Origin of the sequence: Mesorhizobium wenxiniae, from assembly GCF_002284535.1 — a bacterium.
Taxonomy (GTDB): domain Bacteria; phylum Pseudomonadota; class Alphaproteobacteria; order Rhizobiales; family Rhizobiaceae; genus Mesorhizobium; species Mesorhizobium wenxiniae.
Genome location: NZ_NPKH01000020.1, coordinates 58201 through 80248, shown reverse-complemented (window position 1 = coordinate 80248; position 22048 = coordinate 58201). Strand labels below are relative to the sequence as shown.

Genomic DNA, 22048 nt, shown 5'->3' with positions numbered 1-22048 from the left:
CGGCATGAGCCAGTCCTTGAGTGAACTCTCGACCTATCTCGGAGAGAAGCTGAACGGCCGGATCGGCGAGGCGGTGCTTGCCTATGGCGAACTCACCATCTCTGTCGAGCCGCACGATCTGATCGAGGTGATAACCTTCCTGCGCGACGATCAAAAATGCCAGTTCATTTCGATCATCGATGTGTGCGGCGCCGATTATCCGTCGCGGGCCAAGCGCTTCGACGTCGTCTATCATCTGCTGTCGCCGAAGCAGAATGTTCGCATCCGGCTCAAGGTGCAGGCGGACGAAGAGACGATGGTGCCATCGATCACCGGTGTGTTTCCGGGCGCCGACTGGTTCGAACGCGAAACCTACGATCTCTATGGCGTGCTGTTTTCGGGCCATCCCGATCTCAGGCGGATTCTGACCGATTACGGCTTCGAGGGTCATCCGCTGCGCAAGGATTTTCCGCTGACCGGTTTCGTCGAGGTGCGCTACGACGACGAGGCCAAGCGGGTCATCTACGAGCCGGTGGAATTGAAGCAGGAATTCCGCAATTTCGATTTTCTGTCTCCGTGGGAAGGTACGGATTACGTGCTCCCGGGGGATGAGAAGGCAAAGCAGTAAATGGCTGAAACCTCCGTTCGCAACTTCAACATCAATTTCGGCCCGCAACATCCGGCGGCGCATGGCGTTTTGCGCCTCGTGCTGGAGCTCGATGGCGAAGTCGTAGATCGCGTCGATCCGCATATCGGGCTGTTGCATCGCGGCACTGAAAAGCTGATCGAAGCCAAAACCTATCTGCAGGCGGTGCCATATCTCGACCGGCTCGACTATTGCGCGCCGATGAACCAGGAGCATGCCTTCGCGCTTGCCGCCGAGCGACTGCTCGGCATCGAAGTGCCGAAGCGCGGCCAGCTGATCCGCGTGCTTTATTGCGAGATCGGCCGCATCATGTCGCACATCCTCAATGTGACGACGCAGGCGATGGATGTCGGCGCGCTGACGCCGCCCTTGTGGGGCTTCGTCGAGCGCGAAAAACTCATGGTATTCTATGAGCGGGCCAGTGGCTCGCGCATGCATGCGGCCTATTTCCGGCCCGGCGGCGTCCACCAGGACCTGCCGCAGAAGCTGGTCGAGGATATCGGCATCTGGATCGACCCGTTCCTGAAATCGCTCGACGATCTCGACGCACTGCTCACCGGCAACCGCATCTTCAAGCAGCGCAATGTCGACATCGGCACCGTCTCGCTGGCCGACGCCTGGGCGTGGGGCTTTTCGGGCGTCATGGTGCGCGGCTCCGGCGTCGCCTGGGATCTGCGCAAGTCGCAGCCTTACGAATGCTATGCCGAGATGGATTTCGACATTCCGGTCGGCAAAAACGGCGACTGTTTCGACCGTTATCTCGTGCGCATGGAAGAGATGCGCCAGTCGGCGAAGATCATGCGCCAATGTGTCGACCTGCTGCTCGGCAAAGAAGGCACGGGGCCGGTGTCAAACCTCGACGGCAAGGTGGTGCCGCCAAAGCGCGCGGCGATGAAGCGCTCCATGGAAGCGCTGATCCATCACTTCAAGCTCTACACCGAGGGCTACCGCGTGCCGGCGGGCGAGGTCTATGCGGCCGTTGAAGCGCCGAAGGGCGAGTTCGGCGTCTATATGGTCTCCGACGGCACCAACAAGCCCTATCGCTGCAAGCTGCGGGCGCCCGGTTTCGCGCATCTGCAGGCCATGGATTTCCTGTGCCGCGGCCACATGTTGGCCGACGTCACTGCCGTTCTCGGCTCCCTCGACATCGTGTTTGGTGAGGTCGATCGCTAAATGTCAGTCCGCCGTCTCGCAGAAGCCAACCTCCAGCCAGCCGCCTTCGCCTTCAACCGGGCGAATGCGGCAACGGCGAAGCAATGGATCAAGAAGTATCCGAAGGGCCGCGAGCAGTCGGCGATCATCCCGTTGCTGATGCTGGCGCAGGAGCAGGAAGGCTGGGTGACCAAGGCGGCGATCGAGACGATCTCCGATATGCTCGGCATGCCTTACATCCGTGGGCTGGAAGTCGCGACCTTCTACACGCAGTACCAGCTCAATCCGGTCGGCACCCGCGCGCATATCCAGGTTTGCGGCACCACGCCCTGCATGCTGCGCGGCTCGGAAGCGCTGATGGACGTGTGCCGCTCGAAGATCCATCACGACCAGTTCCACACCAACGACAAGGGTACGCTGTCGTGGGAGGAGGTCGAATGCCTTGGCGCCTGCGTCAACGCGCCGATGGTGATGATCTTCAAGGACACGTTCGAGGACCTGACGCCGGAGCGGCTTGCCGAGATCATCGATCTCTACGACGCCGGCAAGGGCGCCTCGGTGACGCCGGGCCCGCAGAACGGCCGCATCACCTCCGAGCCGATCACCGGCCTGACGACGCTGAAGAGCGAAAAGGCGATCCTGAAGACGACCCGCGACAGGGAAGCCAAGGCAGCCGCCAAGGCTGCCAGGGAGGCCGCGCCAGCGGCAATTGTCGCAACGCCGGCGGCTCCGGCCGCACAAGTACCGGCTCCCCCTGTCGCGCCATCGAAAGCCAGCAAGCCGAAGACCGATGCGCCCGAAACCAGCCCGGCGCTGAGATCGCCTTCCCCGACGAAGGTCGCACCAGAGACGGAAAAGGCGGCGAGCGTCGCCGCACCGCGGCATTCGGCGGCCAATGCCAACAGGGCCGCGCCGGAGGTCGAAAAGGTTCCGAAACAGCGCAGCGGTCCCAAGACCAAGGCTGATCCAGCGGCTGCTTTCAAGGCGCCGGAATTGAAGAATGCGCCGTTGGGCGCTGGCGGCAAGAAGGTAGCCGCCAAGCCGGCCAAGCCGTCGCTCATGGACAAGAATCGGCCCACCGGCAAGAAACCGGTCTGAGGAACGAACATGCTTCAGGACAGAGACCGCATCTTCAACAACATCTACGGCCGCTTCGACAAGTCGCTGGCCGGCGCGATGGCGCGCGGCGCCTGGGACAACACGCCTGGCATCATCGCCAAGGGGCGCGACTGGATCGTCAACGAGATGAAGGCATCCGGCTTGCGCGGCCGCGGCGGCGCCGGCTTCCCGACCGGGCTGAAATGGTCGTTCATGCCCAAGCAGAGCGACGGGAGGCCGAGCTATCTCGTCGTCAATGCCGACGAATCCGAACCCGGCACGTGCAAGGACCGTGATATATTGCGCCACGACCCGCACACGCTGGTCGAGGGCTGCCTGATCGCCGGCTTCGCCATGGGCGCGGTTGCCGCCTACATCTATGTGCGCGGCGAGTTCATCCGCGAGCGCGAGGCGCTGCAGCGCGCCATCGACGAGGCCTATGAGGCCAAGCTGATCGGCAAGAATAACACGTCCGGCTACGACTTCGACATCTACATGCACCATGGCGCCGGCGCCTATATCTGTGGCGAGGAAACGGCGCTGCTCGAAAGCCTCGAAGGCAAGAAGGGCCAGCCGCGGCTGAAGCCGCCATTTCCGGCCAATGTCGGCCTCTATGGCTGCCCGACGACAGTCAACAATGTCGAGTCGATCGCGGTGGCGCCGACCATTTTGCGCCGCGGCGCTGCCTGGTTCTCGTCCTTCGGCCGGCCCAACAATGTCGGCACCAAGCTGTTCTGCATCTCCGGCCACGTCAACAATCCGTGCACCGTCGAAGAGGCGATGTCGATCCCGTTCCGCGAGCTGATCGAGACGCATTGCGGCGGTATTCGCGGCGGCTGGGACAATCTGCTGGCGGTCATTCCGGGCGGCGCTTCGGTGCCGCTGGTGCCGGCGGAGCAGATCATCGACGCGCCGATGGATTTCGATGCGCTGCGCGACCTGAAATCGGGCCTCGGCACGGCGGCTGTCATCGTCATGGACAAATCGACCGATATCGTGAAGGCGATCGCGCGGCTTTCATACTTCTACAAGCACGAGAGTTGCGGCCAATGCACGCCGTGCCGCGAAGGCACCGGCTGGATGTGGCGGGTGATGGAGCGGCTGGTGCGCGGCGAGGCGCAGAAGCGTGAGATCGACATGCTGCTCGACGTGACCAAACAGGTCGAAGGCCACACGATCTGCGCGCTGGGCGATGCGGCGGCGTGGCCGATCCAGGGCCTGATGCGGCATTTCCGCGGCGAGGTGGAGCGGCGCATCGATGAGTTTTCGCGCAACGCGCACCGCGCAGAGCCGGTGATGGTGGCGGCGGAATAGACAAGAAATTTGAAAGACGGGCGAATGCCCGATTGGAATGCGGGCAAGTGCCCGATTTGAAATACGGGCAAGTGCCCGATTTGAGGAAAACAGGCCGGGGCATACGGAAGAAACGACCAGGAGACCACCTATGTCGCTGAATTCGAGACCCGATCATTTGATGCCAGATTTGGACCCGTTCGAGAAGATGAACCAGGACCTGACAAGGATGATGCCGAAGGAGATGGCCAGTGCCTTCAATCTCCTGGCGCACCCTGTCGCGGGTGCGGCAGCGATGTCGGCGCTCGGCTTCGGGCTTGCCAATCATGCTTTTGGGGTGTGGATGGGCGTGCTCTCGGGCGCCGCCGAGGCCTCGCAGCGGCTTTTCCAGCCGATCGTCGACGATTTCGATGCCAGGGTCGAACGCTTTTCCGGGACAGGGACAAGCTCCTCGACCAAGGCGCGCGCGGCGACGAAAACCCTGATCGCCGATGCGCAGTCCTTCGCCAGGAACGTGAATGACATAGCGGCGAGCGGCATGGATAATACACGGAGCGTGGTGGATGCGGCTGCCGCGCCGACCGGGTTGATGCCCGAGGACTTCAAGCAGCCCAAGGCCATGGATCGTCCGGCAAATCCGGCCGACCTCAAGGCGATATCGGGGATCGGGCCGAAGCTGGAAGAGGTGCTGAACGGCTTGGGGATCTGGACCTACGGCCAGATTGCGGCATGGACGCCGGAAGAGATCGCCTGGGTCGACGATTATCTGTCGTTCAAGGGCCGCATCGAGCGCGACGACTGGCTTGGCCAGGCGGCGGTGCTGGCCGCGGCCAAACATTGAATTCAATGCCGGGCGCGGTTTCGGTTGCGCCCCGGAAAGAAAGATTGCGGAATGTCCGCAGGGGTTTGAGACGACATGGCAAAGCTCAAGGTCGACGGGAAAGAGATTACTGTACCCGACCACTACACGCTGCTGCAGGCAGCCGAGGATGCCGGCGCGGAAGTGCCGCGCTTCTGCTTCCATGAGCGGCTGTCGATCGCCGGCAACTGCCGCATGTGCCTGATCGAGGTGAAGGGCGGTCCGCCCAAGCCGCAGGCGTCCTGCGCCATGGGCGTGCGCGACCTGCGCCCCGGACCGAATGGCGAAACGCCGGAAATTTTTACCAACACGCCGATGGTCAAGAAGGCCAGGGAAGGCGTGATGGAATTCCTGCTGATCAACCATCCGCTGGATTGCCCGATCTGCGACCAGGGCGGCGAGTGCGACCTGCAGGACCAGGCGATGGCGTTCGGCGTCGATTCCTCGCGCTATCACGAGAACAAGCGGGCGGTCGAAGACAAGTATATCGGGCCGCTGGTCAAAACGATCATGAACCGTTGCATCCATTGCACGCGCTGCGTTCGCTTCACCACCGAAATTGCCGGTATTTCCGAGCTCGGCCTGATCGGCCGCGGCGAGGACGCCGAGATCACCACCTATCTCGAAAGCGCGATGACCTCGGAACTGCAGGGCAACGTCATCGACCTTTGCCCGGTCGGCGCGCTGACCTCCAAACCCTACGCCTTCCAGGCACGGCCGTGGGAGCTGACCAAGACCGAGTCCATCGACGTGATGGATGCTGTCGGCTCGGCGATCCGCGTCGATTCCAGAGGCCGCGAAGTGATGCGCATCCTGCCGCGCACCAACGAGGCGGTGAACGAGGAGTGGATTTCCGACAAGACCCGCTTCATCTGGGACGGCTTGCGCACCCAGCGCCTCGACCGGCCATACGTCCGCAAGAACGGCAAGCTGGCCCCGGCAAGCTGGGCCGAGGCTTTCTCCGCGATCAAGGAAGCGGTGTCGAGCACTGCACCCGACAAGATCGGCGCCATTGCAGGTGATCTCGCCGCCGTCGAGGAGATCTATGCGCTGAAGCTGCTGATGGCCTCGCTCGGCTCGAAGAACACCGACTGCCGCCAAGACGGTGCCGCGCTCGATCCGTCGCTCGGCCGGGCAAGCTATATCTTCAACGCGACCATCGAGGGCATCGAGCAGGCCGACGCGGTGCTGATCATCGGCGCCAATCCGCGCTTCGAGGCGTCCTTGCTCAACGCCCGCATCCGCAAGCGCTGGCGGGTCGGCAACCTGCCGGTCGGCGTTATCGGCGATGTCGGCGACACGCGCTACGACTATGAGCAGCTCGGCGCCGGAACGGAATCGCTGAAGGATCTGGCCGACGGCAACAGCAAGTTCTTCCAGATGCTGAAGAAAGCGACGCATCCGCTTGTTATCGTCGGCCAGGGTGCGCTGGCACGCTCGGATGGCGCGGCCGTGCTCGGCCAGGCGGCGAAGCTCGCCACCGCCGTCAATGCCGCGAGAACCGACTGGAACGGGTTTGCCGTGATGCACACTGCGGCGGCGCGTGTCGGCGGGCTCGATGTCGGCTTCGTGCCGGGTGAGGGCGGCAAAAACGTCGCCGGAATGCTGGGCGATATGGACGTGCTGTTCCTGCTCGGCGCCGACGAGATCGACATGGCCAAGACCGGCGGCGCCTTCGTCGTTTATATCGGCACGCATGGCGATCAGGGCGCGCACCGCGCCAACGTTATCCTGCCGGGCGCCGCCTATACCGAAAAATCGGGCACCTACGTCAACACCGAGGGCCGCGTGCAGCAGACCAACCGTGCCGGCTTCGCGCCGGGCGATGCGCGCGAGGACTGGGCGATCCTGCGGGCGCTGTCGGATGTGCTGGGCAAGAAGCTGCCGTTCGATTCGCTGCCGCAGCTTCGCGCGAAACTCTATTCGGAATACCCGCATCTTGCCCGCATCGACCAGGTGGCGGCCGGCAACGTTGACGATGTCGCCAAAGTGGCGAAGCTCGGCGGGCGGCTGAATAAGGGCGCCTTCACCTCGCCGATCAAGGATTTCTACCTGACCAACCCGATCGCGCGGGCTTCCGCCGTGATGGCGGAATGCTCGGCGCTGGCGAAAAACGGCTTCAGGCAGGCGGCGGAATAAGCATGGACACCTTCTTCTCCTTCTACGTGCTGCCGGCGCTGCTCATCCTGTTGAAGTCGGTCGTGCTGATCGTCGTGCTGTTGATCTTCGTCGCCTACATCCTGTACGCGGACCGCAAGATCTGGGCGGCGGTGCAGCTGCGCCGCGGCCCGAACGTCGTCGGTCCATGGGGCACGCTGCAGGCTTTCGCCGACCTTCTGAAGTTCGTTTTCAAGGAGCCGGTGATTCCGTCCGGCGCCAACAAGGGCGTTTTTCTGCTGGCGCCTTTGGTTTCGGCAGTGCTGGCGATCTCGGCCTGGGCGGTGATCCCGGTCAACGAGGGCTGGGCGATCGCCAACGTCAATGTCGGCATCCTCTATGTCTTCGCCATCTCCTCGCTCGAGGTCTATGGCGTGATCATGGGCGGCTGGGCGTCCAACTCGAAATATCCGTTCCTCGGCGCGCTGCGCTCGGCGGCGCAGATGGTGTCCTACGAGGTCTCGATCGGCTTCGTCATCGTTACCGTGCTGCTTTGCGTCGGATCTCTCAACCTGTCCGACATCGTGCTGTCGCAGCAGGATGGGCTGGGCACGCGGGTTGGCCTGCCCAACACCTTCCTCGACTGGCATTGGCTGTCGCTGTTCCCGATGTTCGTCATCTTCTTCATCTCGGCGCTGGCCGAAACGAACCGCCCGCCTTTTGACCTTGTCGAAGCCGAATCCGAACTCGTCGCCGGCCATATGGTCGAATATTCGTCGACGCCGTTCCTGCTGTTCTTCCTCGGCGAGTATGTCGCCATCGTGCTGATGTGCGCGCTGGCCACCATCCTGTTCCTCGGCGGCTGGCTGCCGCCCTTCGACTTCGCTCCTTTCACCTGGGTGCCGGGTCTGATCTGGTTCGTGCTCAAGGTCTGCCTGGTGTTCTTCATGATCTCCATGGTGAAGGCCTTCGTGCCGCGCTACCGCTACGACCAGCTGATGCGGCTCGGCTGGAAGGTCTTCCTGCCGATCTCGCTGGCGATGGTGGTGATCGTCGCCGCGTTCCTCAAGATCACGGGGTTTGCGTGATGTCCGCTCTAGCCCAAGCCGCCAAGTCTCTGCTCTTGCAGGACTTCGTGAGCGCCTTCTTCCTGTCGATGCGCCAGTTCTTCGCGCCGAAGGAGACGATCAACTATCCGCACGAGAAGGGGCCGACCAGCCCGCGCTTCCGCGGCGAGCATGCGCTGCGCCGCTATCCGAACGGCGAGGAACGCTGCATCGCCTGCAAATTGTGCGAGGCGATCTGTCCGGCGCAGGCCATCACCATCGAGGCCGGCCCGCGCCGCAACGACGGCACGCGCCGCACGGTGCGTTACGATATCGATATGGTGAAGTGCATCTATTGCGGCTTCTGCCAGGAGGCCTGCCCGGTCGACGCCATCGTCGAGGGGCCGAATTTCGAATTCGCCACCGAGACGCGCGAGGAACTTTATTACGACAAGGACAAGCTGCTGGCCAATGGCGACCGCTGGGAGCGCGAACTGGCGCGCAACATCTCGCTGGATGCGCCGTATCGCTGACGCATGGACGGGGCGAGAGGCCTCGTTCAGAGGATGATCCCGAACAGTTGCAGACTTTTCGGACAAAGATCATCCACCGAAGTAAGAGAGTGGCGCATGTTTCTTTCGATCGGGTCTTTCAACCCGATCGGAACATGCGCTAGGAACACGCGGCTTCGGCACCGGAGGCGGAACGAAGCACACAACGGACAGGGCGAAAGCCGGTCCGACAGGAACCCCGGGGGAACCCATGCTAAATGGACTAGAGGCGGCCTTTTTCTACCTCTTCGCCTTTGTCGCGGTGGCGTCGGCGTTCATGGTCATTTCGGCGCGCAATCCCGTGCATTCGGTGCTGTTCCTGATCCTGACCTTCTTCAACGCTGCGGGCCTGTTCATGCTGACCGGCGCCGAGTTCCTGGCGATGATCCTGCTCGTCGTCTATGTCGGCGCGGTCATGGTGCTGTTCCTGTTCGTCGTCATGATGCTCGACGTCGATTTCGCCGAAATGAAGGAAGGCGCCCTGCAATACGCGCCGATCGGCGCGCTGGTCGGGCTGATCCTGGCGGCTGAGCTGATCGTGGTGCTGGGCGGCTATACGTTCGCGCCGCAACTGGCCGCGACGGTTTCGAAGCCCATTCCGGACCTTGCCGCGCGCTCGAACACGGCAGCGCTCGGCGACATCCTCTACACGGACTACCTCTACTATTTCCAGATTGCAGGCCTTGTGCTGCTGGTCGCCATGATCGGCGCTATCGTGCTGACGCTGCGCCACAAGCCGGGGATCAAGCGGCAGTCGATCTCAGCCCAGGTTGGCCGCACGCCGGCAACGGGAATGGAAATCCGCAAGGTCAAGACGGGCGAGGGAATCTGAGATGATCGTCGGCATCGCGCACTATCTGACCGTATCGGCGATCCTGTTCACGCTCGGCGTGTTCGGCATTTTTCTCAACCGCAGGAACATCATCGTCATCCTGATGTCGATCGAGCTGATCCTGCTCGCGGTCAACATCAATTTCGTCGCCTTCTCGGCAGCACTCGGCGATCTCGTCGGACAGGTGTTTGCGCTGTTCGTGCTGACGGTCGCAGCGGCTGAAGCGGCGATCGGCCTCGCCATTCTCGTCGTCTTCTTCCGCAACCGCGGTTCGATCGCGGTCGAAGACGTGAACATGATGAAGGGTTGACGGAAACCACCATGTATCAGGCCATCGTCTTCCTTCCTCTGCTCGGCTTCCTGATCGTCGGCCTGTTCGGCACGTCGCTCGGCGCCAAGGCGTCCGAATACATCACCTCCGGCTTCCTGGTGATATCAGCCGTGCTGTCGTGGGTCGCCTTCTTCGCCGTCGGTTTCGGCGAGGGCGAGGTGTTCACCGTGCCGGTGCTGCGCTGGATCCAGTCGGGCGGGTTAGAGGCCGCATGGGCGCTGCGCATCGATACGCTTACGGTGGTGATGCTGGTCGTGGTCAACACGGTGTCGGCGCTGGTCCACATCTACTCGATCGGGTACATGCATCACGACCCGAACCGGCCGCGCTTCTTCGCCTATCTGTCGCTGTTCACCTTCGCCATGCTGATGCTGGTGACCGCCGATAACCTCGTGCAGATGTTCTTCGGCTGGGAAGGCGTCGGTCTCGCCTCCTACCTGCTGATCGGCTTCTGGTACAAGAAGCCGTCGGCCAATGCCGCCGCCATCAAGGCCTTCGTCGTCAACCGCGTCGGCGATTTCGGCTTTGCGCTCGGCATCTTCGGTGTGTTCGTGCTGTTCGGCTCGGTCAATCTCGGCACCATATTCGCCAATGCAGCGACATTCATTCCGGCCGAAGGCGCCCCCGAGGGCGCTGCAGTATTGACCTTCCTCGGCTATGCGCTCGACAAGCAGGCCGCGATGACCGTCGTCTGCCTGCTTTTGTTCATGGGCGCCATGGGCAAGTCGGCCCAGGTGCCGCTGCACACCTGGCTGCCGGACGCCATGGAAGGCCCGACGCCGGTCTCTGCGCTTATCCATGCCGCCACCATGGTGACCGCCGGCGTGTTCATGCTGGCACGGCTGTCGCCGCTGTTCGAACTGTCGCATTCGGCGCTGATGGTGGTCACCTTCATCGGCGCCTTCACCGCCTTCTTCGCGGCGACCGTCGGCCTCGTCCAGAACGACATCAAACGCGTCATCGCCTATTCGACCTGCTCGCAGCTCGGCTATATGTTTGTAGCGCTCGGCGTCGGCGCCTATGGCGCGGCGATCTTCCATCTGTTCACGCATGCCTTCTTCAAGGCGCTGTTGTTCCTCGGCTCCGGCTCGGTGATCCACGCTGTCTCCGACGAACAGGACATGCGCAGGATGGGCGGCCTCAGGACGCTCATTCCGAAGACCTACTGGATGATGGTGATCGGCACGCTGGCGCTGACCGGCGTCGGCATTCCGGTGACGGTCATCGGCACCGCCGGCTTCTTCTCCAAGGACGCGATCATCGAAAGCGCCTTTGCCGCGCACAATCCGGTTGCCGGCCTCGCCTTCGTGCTGCTGGTCGTGGCCGCCTGCTTCACCAGCTTCTATTCCTGGCGGCTGATCTTCATGACCTTCCACGGCCAGCCGCGGGCGAGCCACGAGGTCATGCACCATGTCCATGAATCGCCGCCGGTCATGCTGGTGCCGCTGTACATCCTGGCGGCGGGCGCGCTGTTCGCCGGCGTGATCTTCCATGGCGCGTTCATCGGCGAGGGATACGCCGAGTTCTGGAAGGCGTCGCTGTTTACGCTCCCGGAAAACCACATCCTGCACGACATGCACGATGTGCCGTTATGGGTGAAGCTGGCGCCGTTTGTCGCCATGCTGATCGGCTTTGCGATTGCCTGGCAATTCTACATCCGCGCGCCGGAAATGCCGAAGAATTTGGCGGCGCAGCATCGCGGGCTCTACGCCTTCCTGCTCAACAAGTGGTATTTCGACGAACTTTACGACCTCCTGTTCGTGCGGCCGGCAAAACGCCTCGGCCACTTTCTGTGGAAGACCGGTGACGGCACTGTCATCGACGGGCTCGGTCCGGACGGCGTTTCGGCGCGCGTCGTCGATGTCACCAACCGGGTCGTCAAGCTGCAGACCGGCTACCTGTATCACTACGCCTTCGCCATGCTGATCGGCGTTGCCGCACTCGTCACCTGGATGATGCTCTGATGACCGCCTGGCCGATCCTCTCGCTGGTCACCTTCCTGCCGCTGGTTGGTGTGCTGTTCATTCTGCTGATCAATGACGACAGCGAGAATGCCCGCCGCAACATCCGCGCCATCGCGTTGTGGACGACGAGCATCACCTTCATCGTCTCGCTGTTCATCTGGACCGGGTTCGACAATTCGGAGCCTGGCTTCCAGTTCGTCGAGAAGTTTGCCTGGCTGGATTCCGGCATCTCCTACCATATGGGCGTCGACGGCATCTCCATGCTGTTCGTCATCCTGACCACCTTCCTGATGCCGCTTTGCATCCTGGCTTCGTGGGAATCGATCGAGAAACGCGTCAAGGCCTACATGATCGCCTTCCTGCTGCTGGAGACGCTCATGATCGGTGTGTTCTGCGCGCTCGACATCGTTTTGTTCTATGTGTTCTTCGAAGCCGGCCTGATCCCGATGTTCATCATCATCGGCGTGTGGGGCGGCAAGCGGCGCGTCTACGCCTCGTTCAAGTTCTTCCTCTATACGCTGGCCGGCTCTGTGCTGATGCTGCTCGCTATCATGGCGATGTTCTTCCAGTCCGGCACTACCGACATCCCGACGCTCCTGACGCACAACTTCCCGGCCAACATGCAGACCTGGCTATGGCTCGCCTTCTTCGCCTCCTTCGCCGTGAAGATGCCGATGTGGCCGGTGCACACCTGGCTGCCAGACGCCCATGTCGAGGCGCCGACGGCCGGCTCGGTGATCCTGGCCGCCATCCTGCTGAAGATGGGCGGATACGGCTTCCTGCGCTTTTCGCTGCCGATGTTTCCGATCGCCTCTGAGATGTTCGCGCCGCTGGTCTTCGCGCTGTCCGTCGTCGCCATCATCTACACCTCGCTGGTGGCGCTGATGCAGGAGGACATGAAGAAGCTGATCGCCTATTCGTCGGTCGCCCATATGGGCTTCGTCACCATGGGCATCTTCGCGATGAACCAGGAAGGCGTCCAGGGGGCAATCTTCCAGATGCTATCGCACGGCCTCGTCTCCGGCGCGCTGTTCCTCTGTGTCGGCGTCATCTATGACCGCATGCACACGCGCGACATCGACGCCTATGGCGGGCTGGTCAACAACATGCCGAAATACGCCACCGTGTTCATGATCTTCACCATGGCCAATGTCGGCCTGCCAGGCACCAGCGGCTTCGTCGGCGAGTTCCTGACCATGCTCGGCGTGTTCCGGGTCAACACCTGGGTGGCGTTCTTCGCTGCCACCGGCGTCATCCTGTCGGCGGCCTATGCGCTCTGGCTCTATCGCCGGGTGATCTTCGGCGCACTGACCAAGGACAGCCTGAAAGGCCTGCTCGACCTGTCGACGCGCGAGAAGGTGATCATCTATCCGCTGGTGGTGCTGGTCATCTTCTTCGGCGTCTACCCGGCGCCGGTCTTCGATGCGACGGCCGAATCGGTCAAGGCGCTCGTCACCAATGTCACCGCATCCATCGACACCGCGCAGACCGCGGCGGCGAACTGACTGGGAGGTTTGCGAACCATGACGCCGGACCTTCTCTCCAGCCTGTCGCTCTCGACACCAGAGCTGATCCTCGCCATTGGCGCCCTGGCGCTCCTGATGCTCGGCGCCTATTCGCGCGCAAACACCACCACCACGGTGAGCGGCCTTGCCGTCGCCGTCCTGGTGATTGCCGGCGTCTGGACGATCTTTTCCACCGGGCAGGGCAATGCCTATGGCGAGGCCTTTGTCCAGGATCCCTTCGCCCGCTTCATGAAGGTGCTGGCGCTGATCGGGTCGGCGGTGACGCTGGTCATGTCGATGCGCTTCGCCAAGGCGGAGCATTTCGACAAGTTCGAATATCCGGTGCTGATCCTGCTGTGCACGCTCGGCATGATGCTGATGATCTCGGCTAACGGCATGATCGGGCTTTATCTCGGCCTCGAATTGCAGTCGCTGGCGATTTATGTGCTGGCGGCGATCAACCGGGACAATCTGCGCTCGACCGAGGCGGGGTTGAAATATTTCGTCCTCGGCGCGCTGTCGTCAGGCATGCTGCTTTACGGCATCAGCCTCGTCTACGGCTACACCGGCAACACCGGGTTCCAGGAGATCGCCACGGCGTTGGGCGGCGGCGAGCGGCAGCTTGGCCTCGTCTTTGGCCTGGTCTTCGTGCTGGCCGGCCTCGCCTTCAAGATATCGGCGGTGCCGTTCCACATGTGGACGCCCGACGTCTATGAGGGCGCGCCGACGCCGGTGACGGCCTTCCTCGCGGCGGCGCCGAAGATGGCGGCGATGGCGCTGATCGTGCGCGTCACAATGGGCGCGTTCAAGCCGATCGCCGCCGACTGGCAGCAGATCATCGTCTTCATCTCGATCGCCTCGATGGCGCTCGGCGCCTTCGCGGCCATCGGCCAGACCAACATCAAGCGGCTGATGGCCTATTCCTCGATCGGCCATATGGGCTACGCGCTGGTCGGTCTCGCCGCCAACAGCCAAGCCGGCGTGCGCGGCGTCGCCATCTACATGCTGATCTATCTGGTGATGACGCTCGGCACCTTCGCCTTCATCCTCGCCATGCGGCGCAAGGAAGGCAATGTCGAACAGATCAGCGATCTCGCCGGCCTGTCGTCGACCAATCCGATCATGGCGACGATCCTCACCATCCTGATGTTCTCGCTGGCCGGCATCCCGCCGCTCGCCGGCTTCTGGGGGAAGTGGTACGTGTTCCTCGCCGCCATCAACGCCAACCTCTACGCGCTGGCGATCATCGGCGTGCTGGCCTCGGTGGTGGGCGCCTATTATTATCTGCGCATCATCAAGATCATGTGGTTCGACGAACCGGTCGGCGGCTTCGTGCCGATGGCGACCGAACTTCGCGTGGTGCTCGGCGTCTGCGGCGCCTTCGTGCTGTTCTATGTGCTGATCGGCGGGCCGATCGGCACCTATGCCGAAGCCGCCGCCAAGACGTTTTTCTGACGGGATGGCATTTCGGCTGGCTCCAACAGCGGCCTCGGAAGGGTTCCGGCTCGAGGCACATGACACCGTCGGTTCCACTAATGCGCTGGCGCTGGACCATGCGCGGGCGGGAGATCCGGGCAAGCTCTGGGTCGTTTCAAAAAAACAGGAAAGCGGACGTGGCCGGCGCGGCCGGGTCTGGGCGACGCCCGAGGGCAATCTGGCGGCAACGCTGCTGTTGGTCACCAATGCCGAGCTTCGCTTGGCCGCGACACTCGGCTTCGTCGCCGGCCTGGCGCTGGCCGATGCGCTCGACGCCGTCGTGCCGAAGGGCAGGATCGCAATCGGCCTCGACGGCGGCAGCGATGGGAAGAACCGTTTCGAGCTGAAATGGCCGAACGATGTGCTCGCCTCCGGCGCCAAGCTTGCCGGCATCCTGCTGGAAACGGCCATACTCGAAGGCGATCGCTTCGCGGTGGCGGTGGGCATCGGCGTCAATGTTGTGGCTTATCCCGAAGATTTGCCTTATCCGGCGACATCGCTTAGCGCGCTGGGCGCTGCTTGCGATGCCGAGACGTTGTTTCTGGCGCTGTCGGATGCCTGGAGCGAGAATGCGCGGCTGTGGAATGATGGGCGTGGGCTTTCCGCCGTCAGGCGGCGCTGGCTGGCGCGCGCGGCAGGGCTTGGCGGGCAGGTTGCTGTCAGAATTGACGGTAATGTGGTGCGCGGCACGTTCGAGACCATTGACGAGGACTGCCGTTTCGTGATCCGCGACGATAAGGGTTCGGTTCTGACGATCGCCGCCGGCGACGTGCATTTCGGTGCGGTCGCGTCGGCCCAGGTTTGACGGGTCAGGTTTGACGGGCCCCAGTTTTGAAGGGCCTGGCTTGACCGCCAGGAAAGGAAAGATCATGGCGACAGCGGAAAACGCCGAACTCGTCTTCGTGCCGCTCGGCGGCGTCGGCGAGATCGGCATGAACTTCGCTCTCTATGGCTACGGCCCGGTCAATGCGCGCGAATGGATCGTTGTCGATGTCGGGGTCACCTTTCCCGATGCCAGCCTGCCTGGCGTCGACCTGGTGCTGCCCGACACGCGCTTCATCGAGGAGAACGTCGCCAATCTGCGCGGCATCATCATCACGCACGCGCATGAGGACCACTACGGCGCGCTGCTCGATACATGGCCGAAGCTCAAGGCGCCGGTCTGGATGACGCCGTTCGGGGCCGGATTGCTGGAAGCCAAGCGGCAGGGCGAGCAGGGCGCACCGAAGATCCCGGTGACGATCTACCGCGCCGGCGAAAAATTCAGTGTCGGCCCGTTCGAGATCGAGGCCATCCCTGTCGCGCATTCGATCCCCGAACCGATGTCGCTGGCGATCACCTCGCCGGCCGGCACCGTCATCCACACCGGCGACTGGAAGATCGATCCGGCGCCGACGATCGGGCCGATGACCGACGAGGCCCGCTTCCGCGCCTATGGCGACAACGGCGTGCTGGCGCTGATCTGCGATTCCACCAATGCGCTGCGGGAAGGGGAGTCGCCGTCGGAAGTGGCGGTGGGCGAGGGCCTCAAGGGCGTCATCCAGAGCGCCAAGGGCCGTGTCGCGGTCACCACTTTTTCCTCCAATGTCGGGCGCATCGTCTCCATTGCCAAGGCGGCACGCGACGCCGGCCGCCAGTGCCTGGTGCTCGGCCGCTCGCTGAAGCGCGTCATCGATGTTGCCGGCGAGCTCGGCTATATGGACGGGCTGCCCGAATTCATCGCCGAGGAGGATTTTGGGTTCATCCCGCGCGAAAACCTCGTCATCATCTGCACCGGCAGCCAGGGCGAGCCGCTTGCGGCATTGGCAAAACTGTCGCGCGAGGAGATGAAATCGGTGTCGCTGACAGCAGGCGACACGGTGGTGTTTTCCTCGCGCACTATTCCCGGCAACGAGAAGGGTATCCTCGAGATCAAGAACCGGCTGATCGATCTCGGCATCAAGATCATCGAGGACGGCGATGCGCTGGTGCACGTCTCCGGCCATCCGCGCCGCAGCGAATTGCGCAAGATGTATCAATGGGTGCGCCCGCAGATCGGCGTGCCGGTGCATGGCGAGGCGGCGCATCTTGTAGCGCAGGGGTCGCTGATGTCGGTGTCGGGCATCGGCCAGGTGGCGCAGGTCCGCGACGGCGACATGCTGCGGCTCTATCCCGGTGCGGCGACGATCATCGACCAGGTGCAGTTCGGCCGTATCTACAAGGACGGCAGGCTGATCGGCACCGACCAGGCGATGGGCATTCGCGACCGGCGCAAGCTGTCCTTTGCCGGCCATGTCGCGGTCAATGTCGTGCTCGACGACAAGTATGAGCTCGCCGGCGATCCCGATCTGGTCGCCATCGGCGTCGCCGAGGCCGACGCCCGCGGCGAGAGCCTGGAAGACCTGATGATCGATGCGGCAATCGGCGCCGTGGACTCCATCCCCCGTCAGCGCCGAAGAGATCTCGACCTCGTGCAGGAGGCAGTGCGCCGCGCCGTCCGCGGCGCCGCCAATGAAGCGTGGGGCAAGAAGCCGCTGGTGACGGTGTTCGTCACGCGGTAACTTTCGGAGCACGCTATGCTCGGACGCCTGAACCATGTCGCCCTTGCTGTGCCGGATCTGGCCACGGCGACAGCGGCCTATCGCGATACGCTCGGCGCTCAGGTGAGCCCGCCGCAGGCGTTGCCGGAGCATGGCGTGACGGTGGTGTTCGTCGATGTCGGCAACACCAAGATCGAATTGCTGGAGCCGCTCGGCGAGGATTCGCCGATCGCGGCATTCCTCGAGAAGAACCCCTCGGGCGGCATGCATCATGTCTGCTACGAGGTCGACGACATTCTTGCCGCGCGTGATCATCTCAAGGCCAGCGGCGCCCGCGTCCTTGGCGACGCCGACCCGAAGATCGGCGCGCATGGCAAGCCGGTGCTGTTCCTGCATCCCAAGGATTTCTTCGGCACGCTGGTCGAACTGGAGCAAGCATGAGCTGGGTCTCGTTTCTCGCCCTGTTCTTCATCACATGGTGGGTAGTGCTGTTCGCCATCCTGCCGTTCAGTCTGAGGACGCAGGACGAGGATGAGGACGTGACGCTGGGCACTGTACCCAGCGCGCCGCGCGGATCGCATATGCTGCGCGCCATGCTGCGGACGACAATCGTCACGATGGTTCTTCTTGGCATCTTCTATGGCATTACGAGGGGGCTCGGCCTCGGCATCGACGACATCCCGCACATCGTGCCGGATTTTAGCCAGAGACCCGAAAATTAGACCGCCGGGCGCGGCTGGTCACATCTTGCATGCGAGCACCAATCCGGGCTGGAAGCCGATGCAGGTTCCGAACCCGCTGTGCTGGCGCTTGGTAAAGTGGTCTAGCAATTTGTCGTGCTAAACAGATGATTGCACAAAAAAAATGCAAGGCACGAGGCCTTGCAATTTAAACGCGTCCGATCTGTTTCCGGTGTCCGGCGGCAGCGAGTAACCGCGCCTAGATCGCATCCTCCCAAGACTTTGACCGCGTAGGAGGGCAGATTTCTTTCCGCCCTCTCGGTTATCGGGGCACATTAGACCAAGGCGAGTGAAAATGTCACGCAGAATTTTGCCTGGAAATTAGCAATCTCGTGCTGCAGTGCACAATAGTGTGGCAGTCGTTGCTTGCGAAACGACCAGCAAGGCGGATGCGGCACTGCGGCGCCCTTTGCGACACCCGATGGGCGGGTTTCCATTCCGTCATGAAATGGCTATGAAGCCGGGGCGGGCAAGCCTGCGCTGCGCCGATTCCGGTGCGGCAATCCTCTCTCTTACGGACCAGTCCATGCGTTTGTCGCGCTATTTCCTGCCTATCCTTAAAGAAAATCCGCGCGAGGCCGAAATCGTTTCGCACCGGCTGATGCTACGCGCCGGCATGATTCGCCAGCAGGGGCAAGGCAGTTTTTCCTGGCTGCCGCTCGGCAAAAGGGTGCTGGACAAGGTCTGCCGGATCATTCGCGAGGAGCAGGACCGGGCCGGCGCGCTCGAGATCCTGATGCCGACCATCCAGTTCGCCGAGCTGTGGCGCGAAAGCGGTCGCTATGACGACTATGGGAAGGAGATGTTGCGCATCAAGGACCGGCAAGACCGGGACATGCTCTACGGTCCGACCAACGAGGAGGTGGTCACCGAGATTTTCCGCGCCTACGTGAAGTCCTATAAGGATCTGCCGCTCAATCTCTATCACATCCAGTGGAAATTCCGCGACGAGGTGCGGCCGCGCTTCGGCGTCATGCGCTCGCGCGAGTTTCTGATGAAGGACGCCTATTCCTTCGATCTCGACTTCGAAGACGCCAAGGCGGCCTACAACAGGATGTTCGTGTCCTATCTCAGGACGTTCACGCGCATGGGGCTGCAGGCAATCCCGATGCGTGCCGACACCGGGCCGATCGGCGGCGACCTCAGCCACGAATTCATCATCCTGGCCGACACCGGCGAGAGCCAGGTTTATTGCCATCGCAACTATCTCGCGCTTGATGTGCCGGGTGCGGACACGGACTTCTCCAACGATGCCGCGATCGGCGAGATCGTCAAGACATGGACGACGCCCTATGCCGCGACCGACGAGATGCACGACGAGGCCGCGTGGGAGAAGGTTGCGACAAGCGACAGGGTCTCGGCGCGCGGCATCGAGGTCGGCCACATCTTCCATTTCGGCGACAAATATTCGAAGCCGATGGGCGCCAAGGTGACAGGGCCCGACGGCAAGGATCATTTTGCGTCCGGGGGTTCCTACGGCATCGGCCCGACGCGGCTGGTCGCGGCGATCATCGAGGCCAGCCACGACGACAACGGCATCATCTGGCCGGAGGCGGTGGCGCCTTTCGACATCGGCCTGATCAACATGAAGGCCGGCGACGCCGAGTGCGACCACGTCTGCGACGAACTCCATGCGGCGTTTGTCGCCGTCGGCAAGGACGTGCTCTACGACGACACCGATCAGCGGCCAGGCGGCAAGTTCGCCATCGCCGACCTGATCGGCCTGCCGTGGCAGGTGATCGTCGGGCCGCGCGGCGTGGCGGCCGGCGAGGTCGAAATCAAGAACCGCAGGACCGGCGAGCGCGAGACGCTGCCGATCGTGGACGCGAAGAAGCGCTTCGGTTTTGCCGCATGAGCGAAGCGGCAGTAGAGAAACCCCATGCCGCGGGACCTTTTTCCGTCTTCGAACGCATGGTCGCGTGGCGCTATCTGCGCTCGCGCCGCAAGGAGACGGTGATCTCCGTCATCGCCTCGATCTCGTTCCTCGGCATCATGCTGGGCGTCGCCACGCTGATCGTCGTGATGGCTGTCATGAACGGGTTTCGCGCCGAGCTCCTGACGCGCATCCTCGGCGTCAATGGCCATCTGATCGTGCAGCCGCTCGACATGCCGCTGGAGGACTATGCGCAGGTCGCCAGCCGCATCAACGGCGTGCCCGGCGTCCAGTACGCCATTCCGCTGATCGACGGGCAGGTGCTGGCGCAAGGCAATATCGGCGGCGGGTCAGGGGCGCTGGTTCGCGGCATACGCGGCGAGGATCTGGTTAAAATTTCGATCGTCGCCAACAATATCAAGCAGGGCTCGATCGCCGGCTTCGACACAAGCGAGGGCGTCGCCATCGGCAGCCGAATGGCCGACAATCTCGGTCTTGTGCTCGGCGACACGATCACGCTGATCGCGCCCGACGGCGATGTCACGCCGCTCGGCACGACACCGCGCATGAAGGGCTACCCGATCACGGCGATCTTCGAAGTCGGCATGTCGGAATATGACAGCTCCATCGTCTATATGCCGTTTTCGGAAGCACAGCTCTATTTCAACATGGATGGCCGAGCTCAGGCGATTGAGATCTATGTCGACAATCCCGACAATGTCGACGCGCTGAAACCGAAGATCGAAGAGGCGTCGCAGCGGCCGATCACCATGGTCGATTGGCGAGAACGCAACAGGACATTCTTCGATGCGCTGCAAGTGGAGCGCAACGTCATGTTCATGATCTTGACGCTGATCGTGCTGGTGGCAGCGCTCAACATCATTTCGGGCCTGATCATGCTGGTAAAGGACAAGGGCCACGACATCGCCATCCTGCGCACCATGGGCGCCACCCGCGGCGCGATCCTGCGCATATTCCTGATGACGGGCGCGGCGATCGGCGTGGTGGGCACCATCGCCGGCGTGCTGCTCGGCGTTGTAATCTGCCTGAACGTCGAGCGAATCCGCCAGTTCTTCTCCTGGCTGGCCGGCGAGAGGCTGTTCAATCCCGAGCTCTATTTCCTGAGCCAGCTGCCTGCCCGCATGGATGCCAGCGAGACGATCTCGGTGATCCTGATGGCGCTGGTGCTGTCGTTCCTGGCGACGCTGTTTCCGGCATGGCGCGCGGCCAGGCTCGATCCGGTCGAAGCGCTGAGGTACGAATGATGGCCGAGGCCATTATCGAGCTGAAGAGCGTCGAGCGGCACTATGTCCAGGGGCCGCGCAAGCTCACCATCCTCAACGGCGCAGATTTTTCGCTGAAGCGCGGCGAGATCGTGGCGCTGGTGGCGCCGTCGGGAACCGGCAAATCGACACTGTTGCACACCGCCGGACTGCTGGAGCGGCCGGACGCCGGCGACGTGATTCTGGCAGGCCGCGCCTGCGGGCGGCTTTCCGACGACGAGCGCACGGCGATCCGCCGTAACGATGTCGGCTTCGTCTATCAGTTCCATCACCTGCTGCCGGAGTTCACGGCGCTGGAAAACATCATGATGCCGCAACTGATAAAAGGGCTGACGCGCAAGGAGGCTGCCGAGCGGTCGGCGCAACTGCTCGAGTACATGCAGATCGGCAAGCGCGCGCAGCACCGCCCCTCCGAACTGTCCGGCGGCGAGCAGCAGCGCGTCGCCATTGCGCGCGCCGTCGCCAATGCGCCGCTGGTGCTGCTTGCCGACGAGCCGACCGGCAACCTCGATCCGGTCACCGCCTCCTATGTGTTCGAGGCACTGGGAGCGCTGGTCCGGCAGTCGGGCCTGGCGGCGCTGATCGCCACCCACAACCACGAGCTTGCCTCGCGCATGGACCGTCGCGTCACGCTGGCCGACGGCAAGGTTGTTCCGCTTTAGGGATCTCGCACAGCGCTCCCCTTGTCGACGGCTTCGCTGCGGTCGCAAATGTGCGCCGCGTTGGCGGCAGGCCTGACGCGTCGCTGTCCGCCGCCCGCGCCCGACCGGGGCTTAGCGCGGGCCATGCCGATCGCCGTAGAAG

General features: G+C 62.9%; 20 protein-coding genes. All 20 read left to right on the top strand.

All coding sequences use genetic code 11. The features are described 5' to 3' along the window. Positions 1-4 precede the first annotated feature (4 nt). The 20 genes from CIT31_RS10630 to CIT31_RS10535 all read left to right on the top strand — a co-directional run bounded on the left by CIT31_RS10630 (position 5) and on the right by CIT31_RS10535 (position 21906). Complete coding sequence (locus CIT31_RS10630) at positions 5-607, top strand: NADH-quinone oxidoreductase subunit C (protein ID WP_095518580.1); 603 nt, start codon at positions 5-7, stop codon at positions 605-607. Then, the gene (locus CIT31_RS10625; RefSeq protein WP_095518579.1) at positions 608-1798 is read left to right on the top strand and encodes an NADH-quinone oxidoreductase subunit D; all 1191 of its coding nucleotides are present in this window, start codon (positions 608-610) and stop codon (positions 1796-1798) included. Then, positions 1799-2875 (top strand): NADH-quinone oxidoreductase subunit NuoE, encoded by a 1077-nt coding sequence (gene nuoE, locus CIT31_RS10620; protein WP_095518578.1) that lies wholly within the window; start codon positions 1799-1801, stop codon positions 2873-2875. It abuts the gene before it with no gap. 9 nt (positions 2876-2884) lie between these two features. After that, positions 2885-4189 carry an NADH-quinone oxidoreductase subunit NuoF gene (nuoF, locus tag CIT31_RS10615; RefSeq protein ID WP_095518577.1) on the top strand — a complete coding sequence of 435 codons (1305 nt, stop codon included), beginning with the start codon at positions 2885-2887 and terminating at the stop codon, positions 4187-4189. A gap of 130 nt (positions 4190-4319) precedes the next feature. Next, entirely contained in the window at positions 4320-5009 is a 690-nt protein-coding gene (locus CIT31_RS10610; RefSeq protein WP_095518576.1) for an NADH-quinone oxidoreductase subunit E, read from the top strand. A gap of 75 nt (positions 5010-5084) precedes the next feature. Then, positions 5085-7166: an NADH-quinone oxidoreductase subunit NuoG gene (nuoG, locus tag CIT31_RS10605; protein ID WP_095518575.1), complete on the top strand. Its 2082-nt coding sequence runs from the start codon at positions 5085-5087 to the stop codon at positions 7164-7166. Positions 7167-7168: 2 nt separating this feature from the next. Continuing rightward, a complete protein-coding gene (gene nuoH, locus CIT31_RS10600; protein WP_023798860.1) occupies positions 7169-8212 on the top strand; it encodes an NADH-quinone oxidoreductase subunit NuoH in 1044 nt (347 codons plus the stop codon). Continuing rightward, positions 8212-8703 carry an NADH-quinone oxidoreductase subunit NuoI gene (gene nuoI, locus CIT31_RS10595; protein WP_023798861.1) on the top strand — a complete coding sequence of 164 codons (492 nt, stop codon included), beginning with the start codon at positions 8212-8214 and terminating at the stop codon, positions 8701-8703. Before nuoH ends, nuoI begins: the two co-directional genes overlap by 1 nt. A 229-nt stretch (positions 8704-8932) precedes the next feature. Then, positions 8933-9553 (top strand): NADH-quinone oxidoreductase subunit J, encoded by a 621-nt coding sequence (locus tag CIT31_RS10590; RefSeq protein WP_029352049.1) that lies wholly within the window; start codon positions 8933-8935, stop codon positions 9551-9553. A 1-nt stretch (position 9554) separates the two neighbouring features. Next, a complete protein-coding gene (gene nuoK, locus CIT31_RS10585; protein WP_029352048.1) occupies positions 9555-9863 on the top strand; it encodes an NADH-quinone oxidoreductase subunit NuoK in 309 nt (102 codons plus the stop codon). Between the two features lie 11 nt (positions 9864-9874). Then, entirely contained in the window at positions 9875-11848 is a 1974-nt protein-coding gene (nuoL, locus tag CIT31_RS10580) for an NADH-quinone oxidoreductase subunit L (protein WP_095519311.1), read from the top strand. Beyond that, positions 11848-13353 (top strand): NADH-quinone oxidoreductase subunit M, encoded by a 1506-nt coding sequence (locus tag CIT31_RS10575; protein WP_095518574.1) that lies wholly within the window; start codon positions 11848-11850, stop codon positions 13351-13353. The genes nuoL and CIT31_RS10575 overlap by 1 nt, the downstream gene beginning before the upstream one ends. Before the next feature lie 18 nt (positions 13354-13371). Continuing rightward, a complete protein-coding gene (gene nuoN, locus CIT31_RS10570; protein ID WP_029352043.1) occupies positions 13372-14808 on the top strand; it encodes an NADH-quinone oxidoreductase subunit NuoN in 1437 nt (478 codons plus the stop codon). Between the two features lie 4 nt (positions 14809-14812). Continuing rightward, the gene (locus tag CIT31_RS10565; RefSeq protein WP_095518573.1) at positions 14813-15634 is read left to right on the top strand and encodes a biotin--[acetyl-CoA-carboxylase] ligase; all 822 of its coding nucleotides are present in this window, start codon (positions 14813-14815) and stop codon (positions 15632-15634) included. Positions 15635-15698: 64 nt separating this feature from the next. Then, the gene (locus CIT31_RS10560) at positions 15699-17369 is read left to right on the top strand and encodes a ribonuclease J (RefSeq protein WP_095519310.1); all 1671 of its coding nucleotides are present in this window, start codon (positions 15699-15701) and stop codon (positions 17367-17369) included. A 15-nt stretch (positions 17370-17384) separates the two neighbouring features. Beyond that, positions 17385-17789 (top strand): methylmalonyl-CoA epimerase, encoded by a 405-nt coding sequence (gene mce / locus CIT31_RS10555; RefSeq protein WP_095518572.1) that lies wholly within the window; start codon positions 17385-17387, stop codon positions 17787-17789. Continuing rightward, positions 17786-18070, top strand: coding sequence for a DUF1467 family protein (locus CIT31_RS10550; RefSeq protein ID WP_095518571.1), 285 nt, complete (start codon positions 17786-17788; stop codon positions 18068-18070). Before mce ends, CIT31_RS10550 begins: the two co-directional genes overlap by 4 nt. A 544-nt stretch (positions 18071-18614) precedes the next feature. Continuing rightward, positions 18615-19943, top strand: a complete 1329-nt coding sequence (gene proS / locus CIT31_RS10545) for a proline--tRNA ligase (protein ID WP_095518570.1) — start codon at positions 18615-18617, stop codon at positions 19941-19943. After that, entirely contained in the window at positions 19940-21226 is a 1287-nt protein-coding gene (locus CIT31_RS10540) for a lipoprotein-releasing ABC transporter permease subunit (protein ID WP_095518569.1), read from the top strand. Before proS ends, CIT31_RS10540 begins: the two co-directional genes overlap by 4 nt. Continuing rightward, the gene (locus CIT31_RS10535) at positions 21223-21906 is read left to right on the top strand and encodes an ABC transporter ATP-binding protein (protein WP_206073352.1); all 684 of its coding nucleotides are present in this window, start codon (positions 21223-21225) and stop codon (positions 21904-21906) included. Before CIT31_RS10540 ends, CIT31_RS10535 begins: the two co-directional genes overlap by 4 nt. The last annotated feature ends 142 nt before the right edge of the window (positions 21907-22048 follow it).

Bases quoted from the DNA above. Each gene is read 5' to 3' on its own strand.
- CIT31_RS10590 (WP_029352049.1), top strand. From the start codon at position 8,933: ATGCTAAATGGACTAGAGGCGGCCTTTTTCTACCTCTTCGCCTTTGTC.
- CIT31_RS10550 (WP_095518571.1), top strand. From the start codon at position 17,786: ATGAGCTGGGTCTCGTTTCTCGCCCTGTTCTTCATCACATGGTGGGTA.
- nuoL (WP_095519311.1), top strand. From the start codon at position 9,875: ATGTATCAGGCCATCGTCTTCCTTCCTCTGCTCGGCTTCCTGATCGTC.
- CIT31_RS10625 (WP_095518579.1), top strand. From the start codon at position 608: ATGGCTGAAACCTCCGTTCGCAACTTCAACATCAATTTCGGCCCGCAA.
- nuoI (WP_023798861.1), top strand. From the start codon at position 8,212: ATGTCCGCTCTAGCCCAAGCCGCCAAGTCTCTGCTCTTGCAGGACTTC.
- CIT31_RS10565 (WP_095518573.1), top strand. From the start codon at position 14,813: ATGGCATTTCGGCTGGCTCCAACAGCGGCCTCGGAAGGGTTCCGGCTC.
- mce (WP_095518572.1), top strand. From the start codon at position 17,385: ATGCTCGGACGCCTGAACCATGTCGCCCTTGCTGTGCCGGATCTGGCC.
- CIT31_RS10540 (WP_095518569.1), top strand. From the start codon at position 19,940: ATGAGCGAAGCGGCAGTAGAGAAACCCCATGCCGCGGGACCTTTTTCC.
- nuoH (WP_023798860.1), top strand. From the start codon at position 7,169: ATGGACACCTTCTTCTCCTTCTACGTGCTGCCGGCGCTGCTCATCCTG.
- CIT31_RS10560 (WP_095519310.1), top strand. From the start codon at position 15,699: ATGGCGACAGCGGAAAACGCCGAACTCGTCTTCGTGCCGCTCGGCGGC.
- nuoF (WP_095518577.1), top strand. From the start codon at position 2,885: ATGCTTCAGGACAGAGACCGCATCTTCAACAACATCTACGGCCGCTTC.
- nuoG (WP_095518575.1), top strand. From the start codon at position 5,085: ATGGCAAAGCTCAAGGTCGACGGGAAAGAGATTACTGTACCCGACCAC.
- CIT31_RS10575 (WP_095518574.1), top strand. From the start codon at position 11,848: ATGACCGCCTGGCCGATCCTCTCGCTGGTCACCTTCCTGCCGCTGGTT.
- nuoN (WP_029352043.1), top strand. From the start codon at position 13,372: ATGACGCCGGACCTTCTCTCCAGCCTGTCGCTCTCGACACCAGAGCTG.
- proS (WP_095518570.1), top strand. From the start codon at position 18,615: ATGCGTTTGTCGCGCTATTTCCTGCCTATCCTTAAAGAAAATCCGCGC.
- nuoK (WP_029352048.1), top strand. From the start codon at position 9,555: ATGATCGTCGGCATCGCGCACTATCTGACCGTATCGGCGATCCTGTTC.
- CIT31_RS10610 (WP_095518576.1), top strand. From the start codon at position 4,320: ATGTCGCTGAATTCGAGACCCGATCATTTGATGCCAGATTTGGACCCG.
- nuoE (WP_095518578.1), top strand. From the start codon at position 1,799: ATGTCAGTCCGCCGTCTCGCAGAAGCCAACCTCCAGCCAGCCGCCTTC.
- CIT31_RS10535 (WP_206073352.1), top strand. From the start codon at position 21,223: ATGATGGCCGAGGCCATTATCGAGCTGAAGAGCGTCGAGCGGCACTAT.
- CIT31_RS10630 (WP_095518580.1), top strand. From the start codon at position 5: ATGAGCCAGTCCTTGAGTGAACTCTCGACCTATCTCGGAGAGAAGCTG.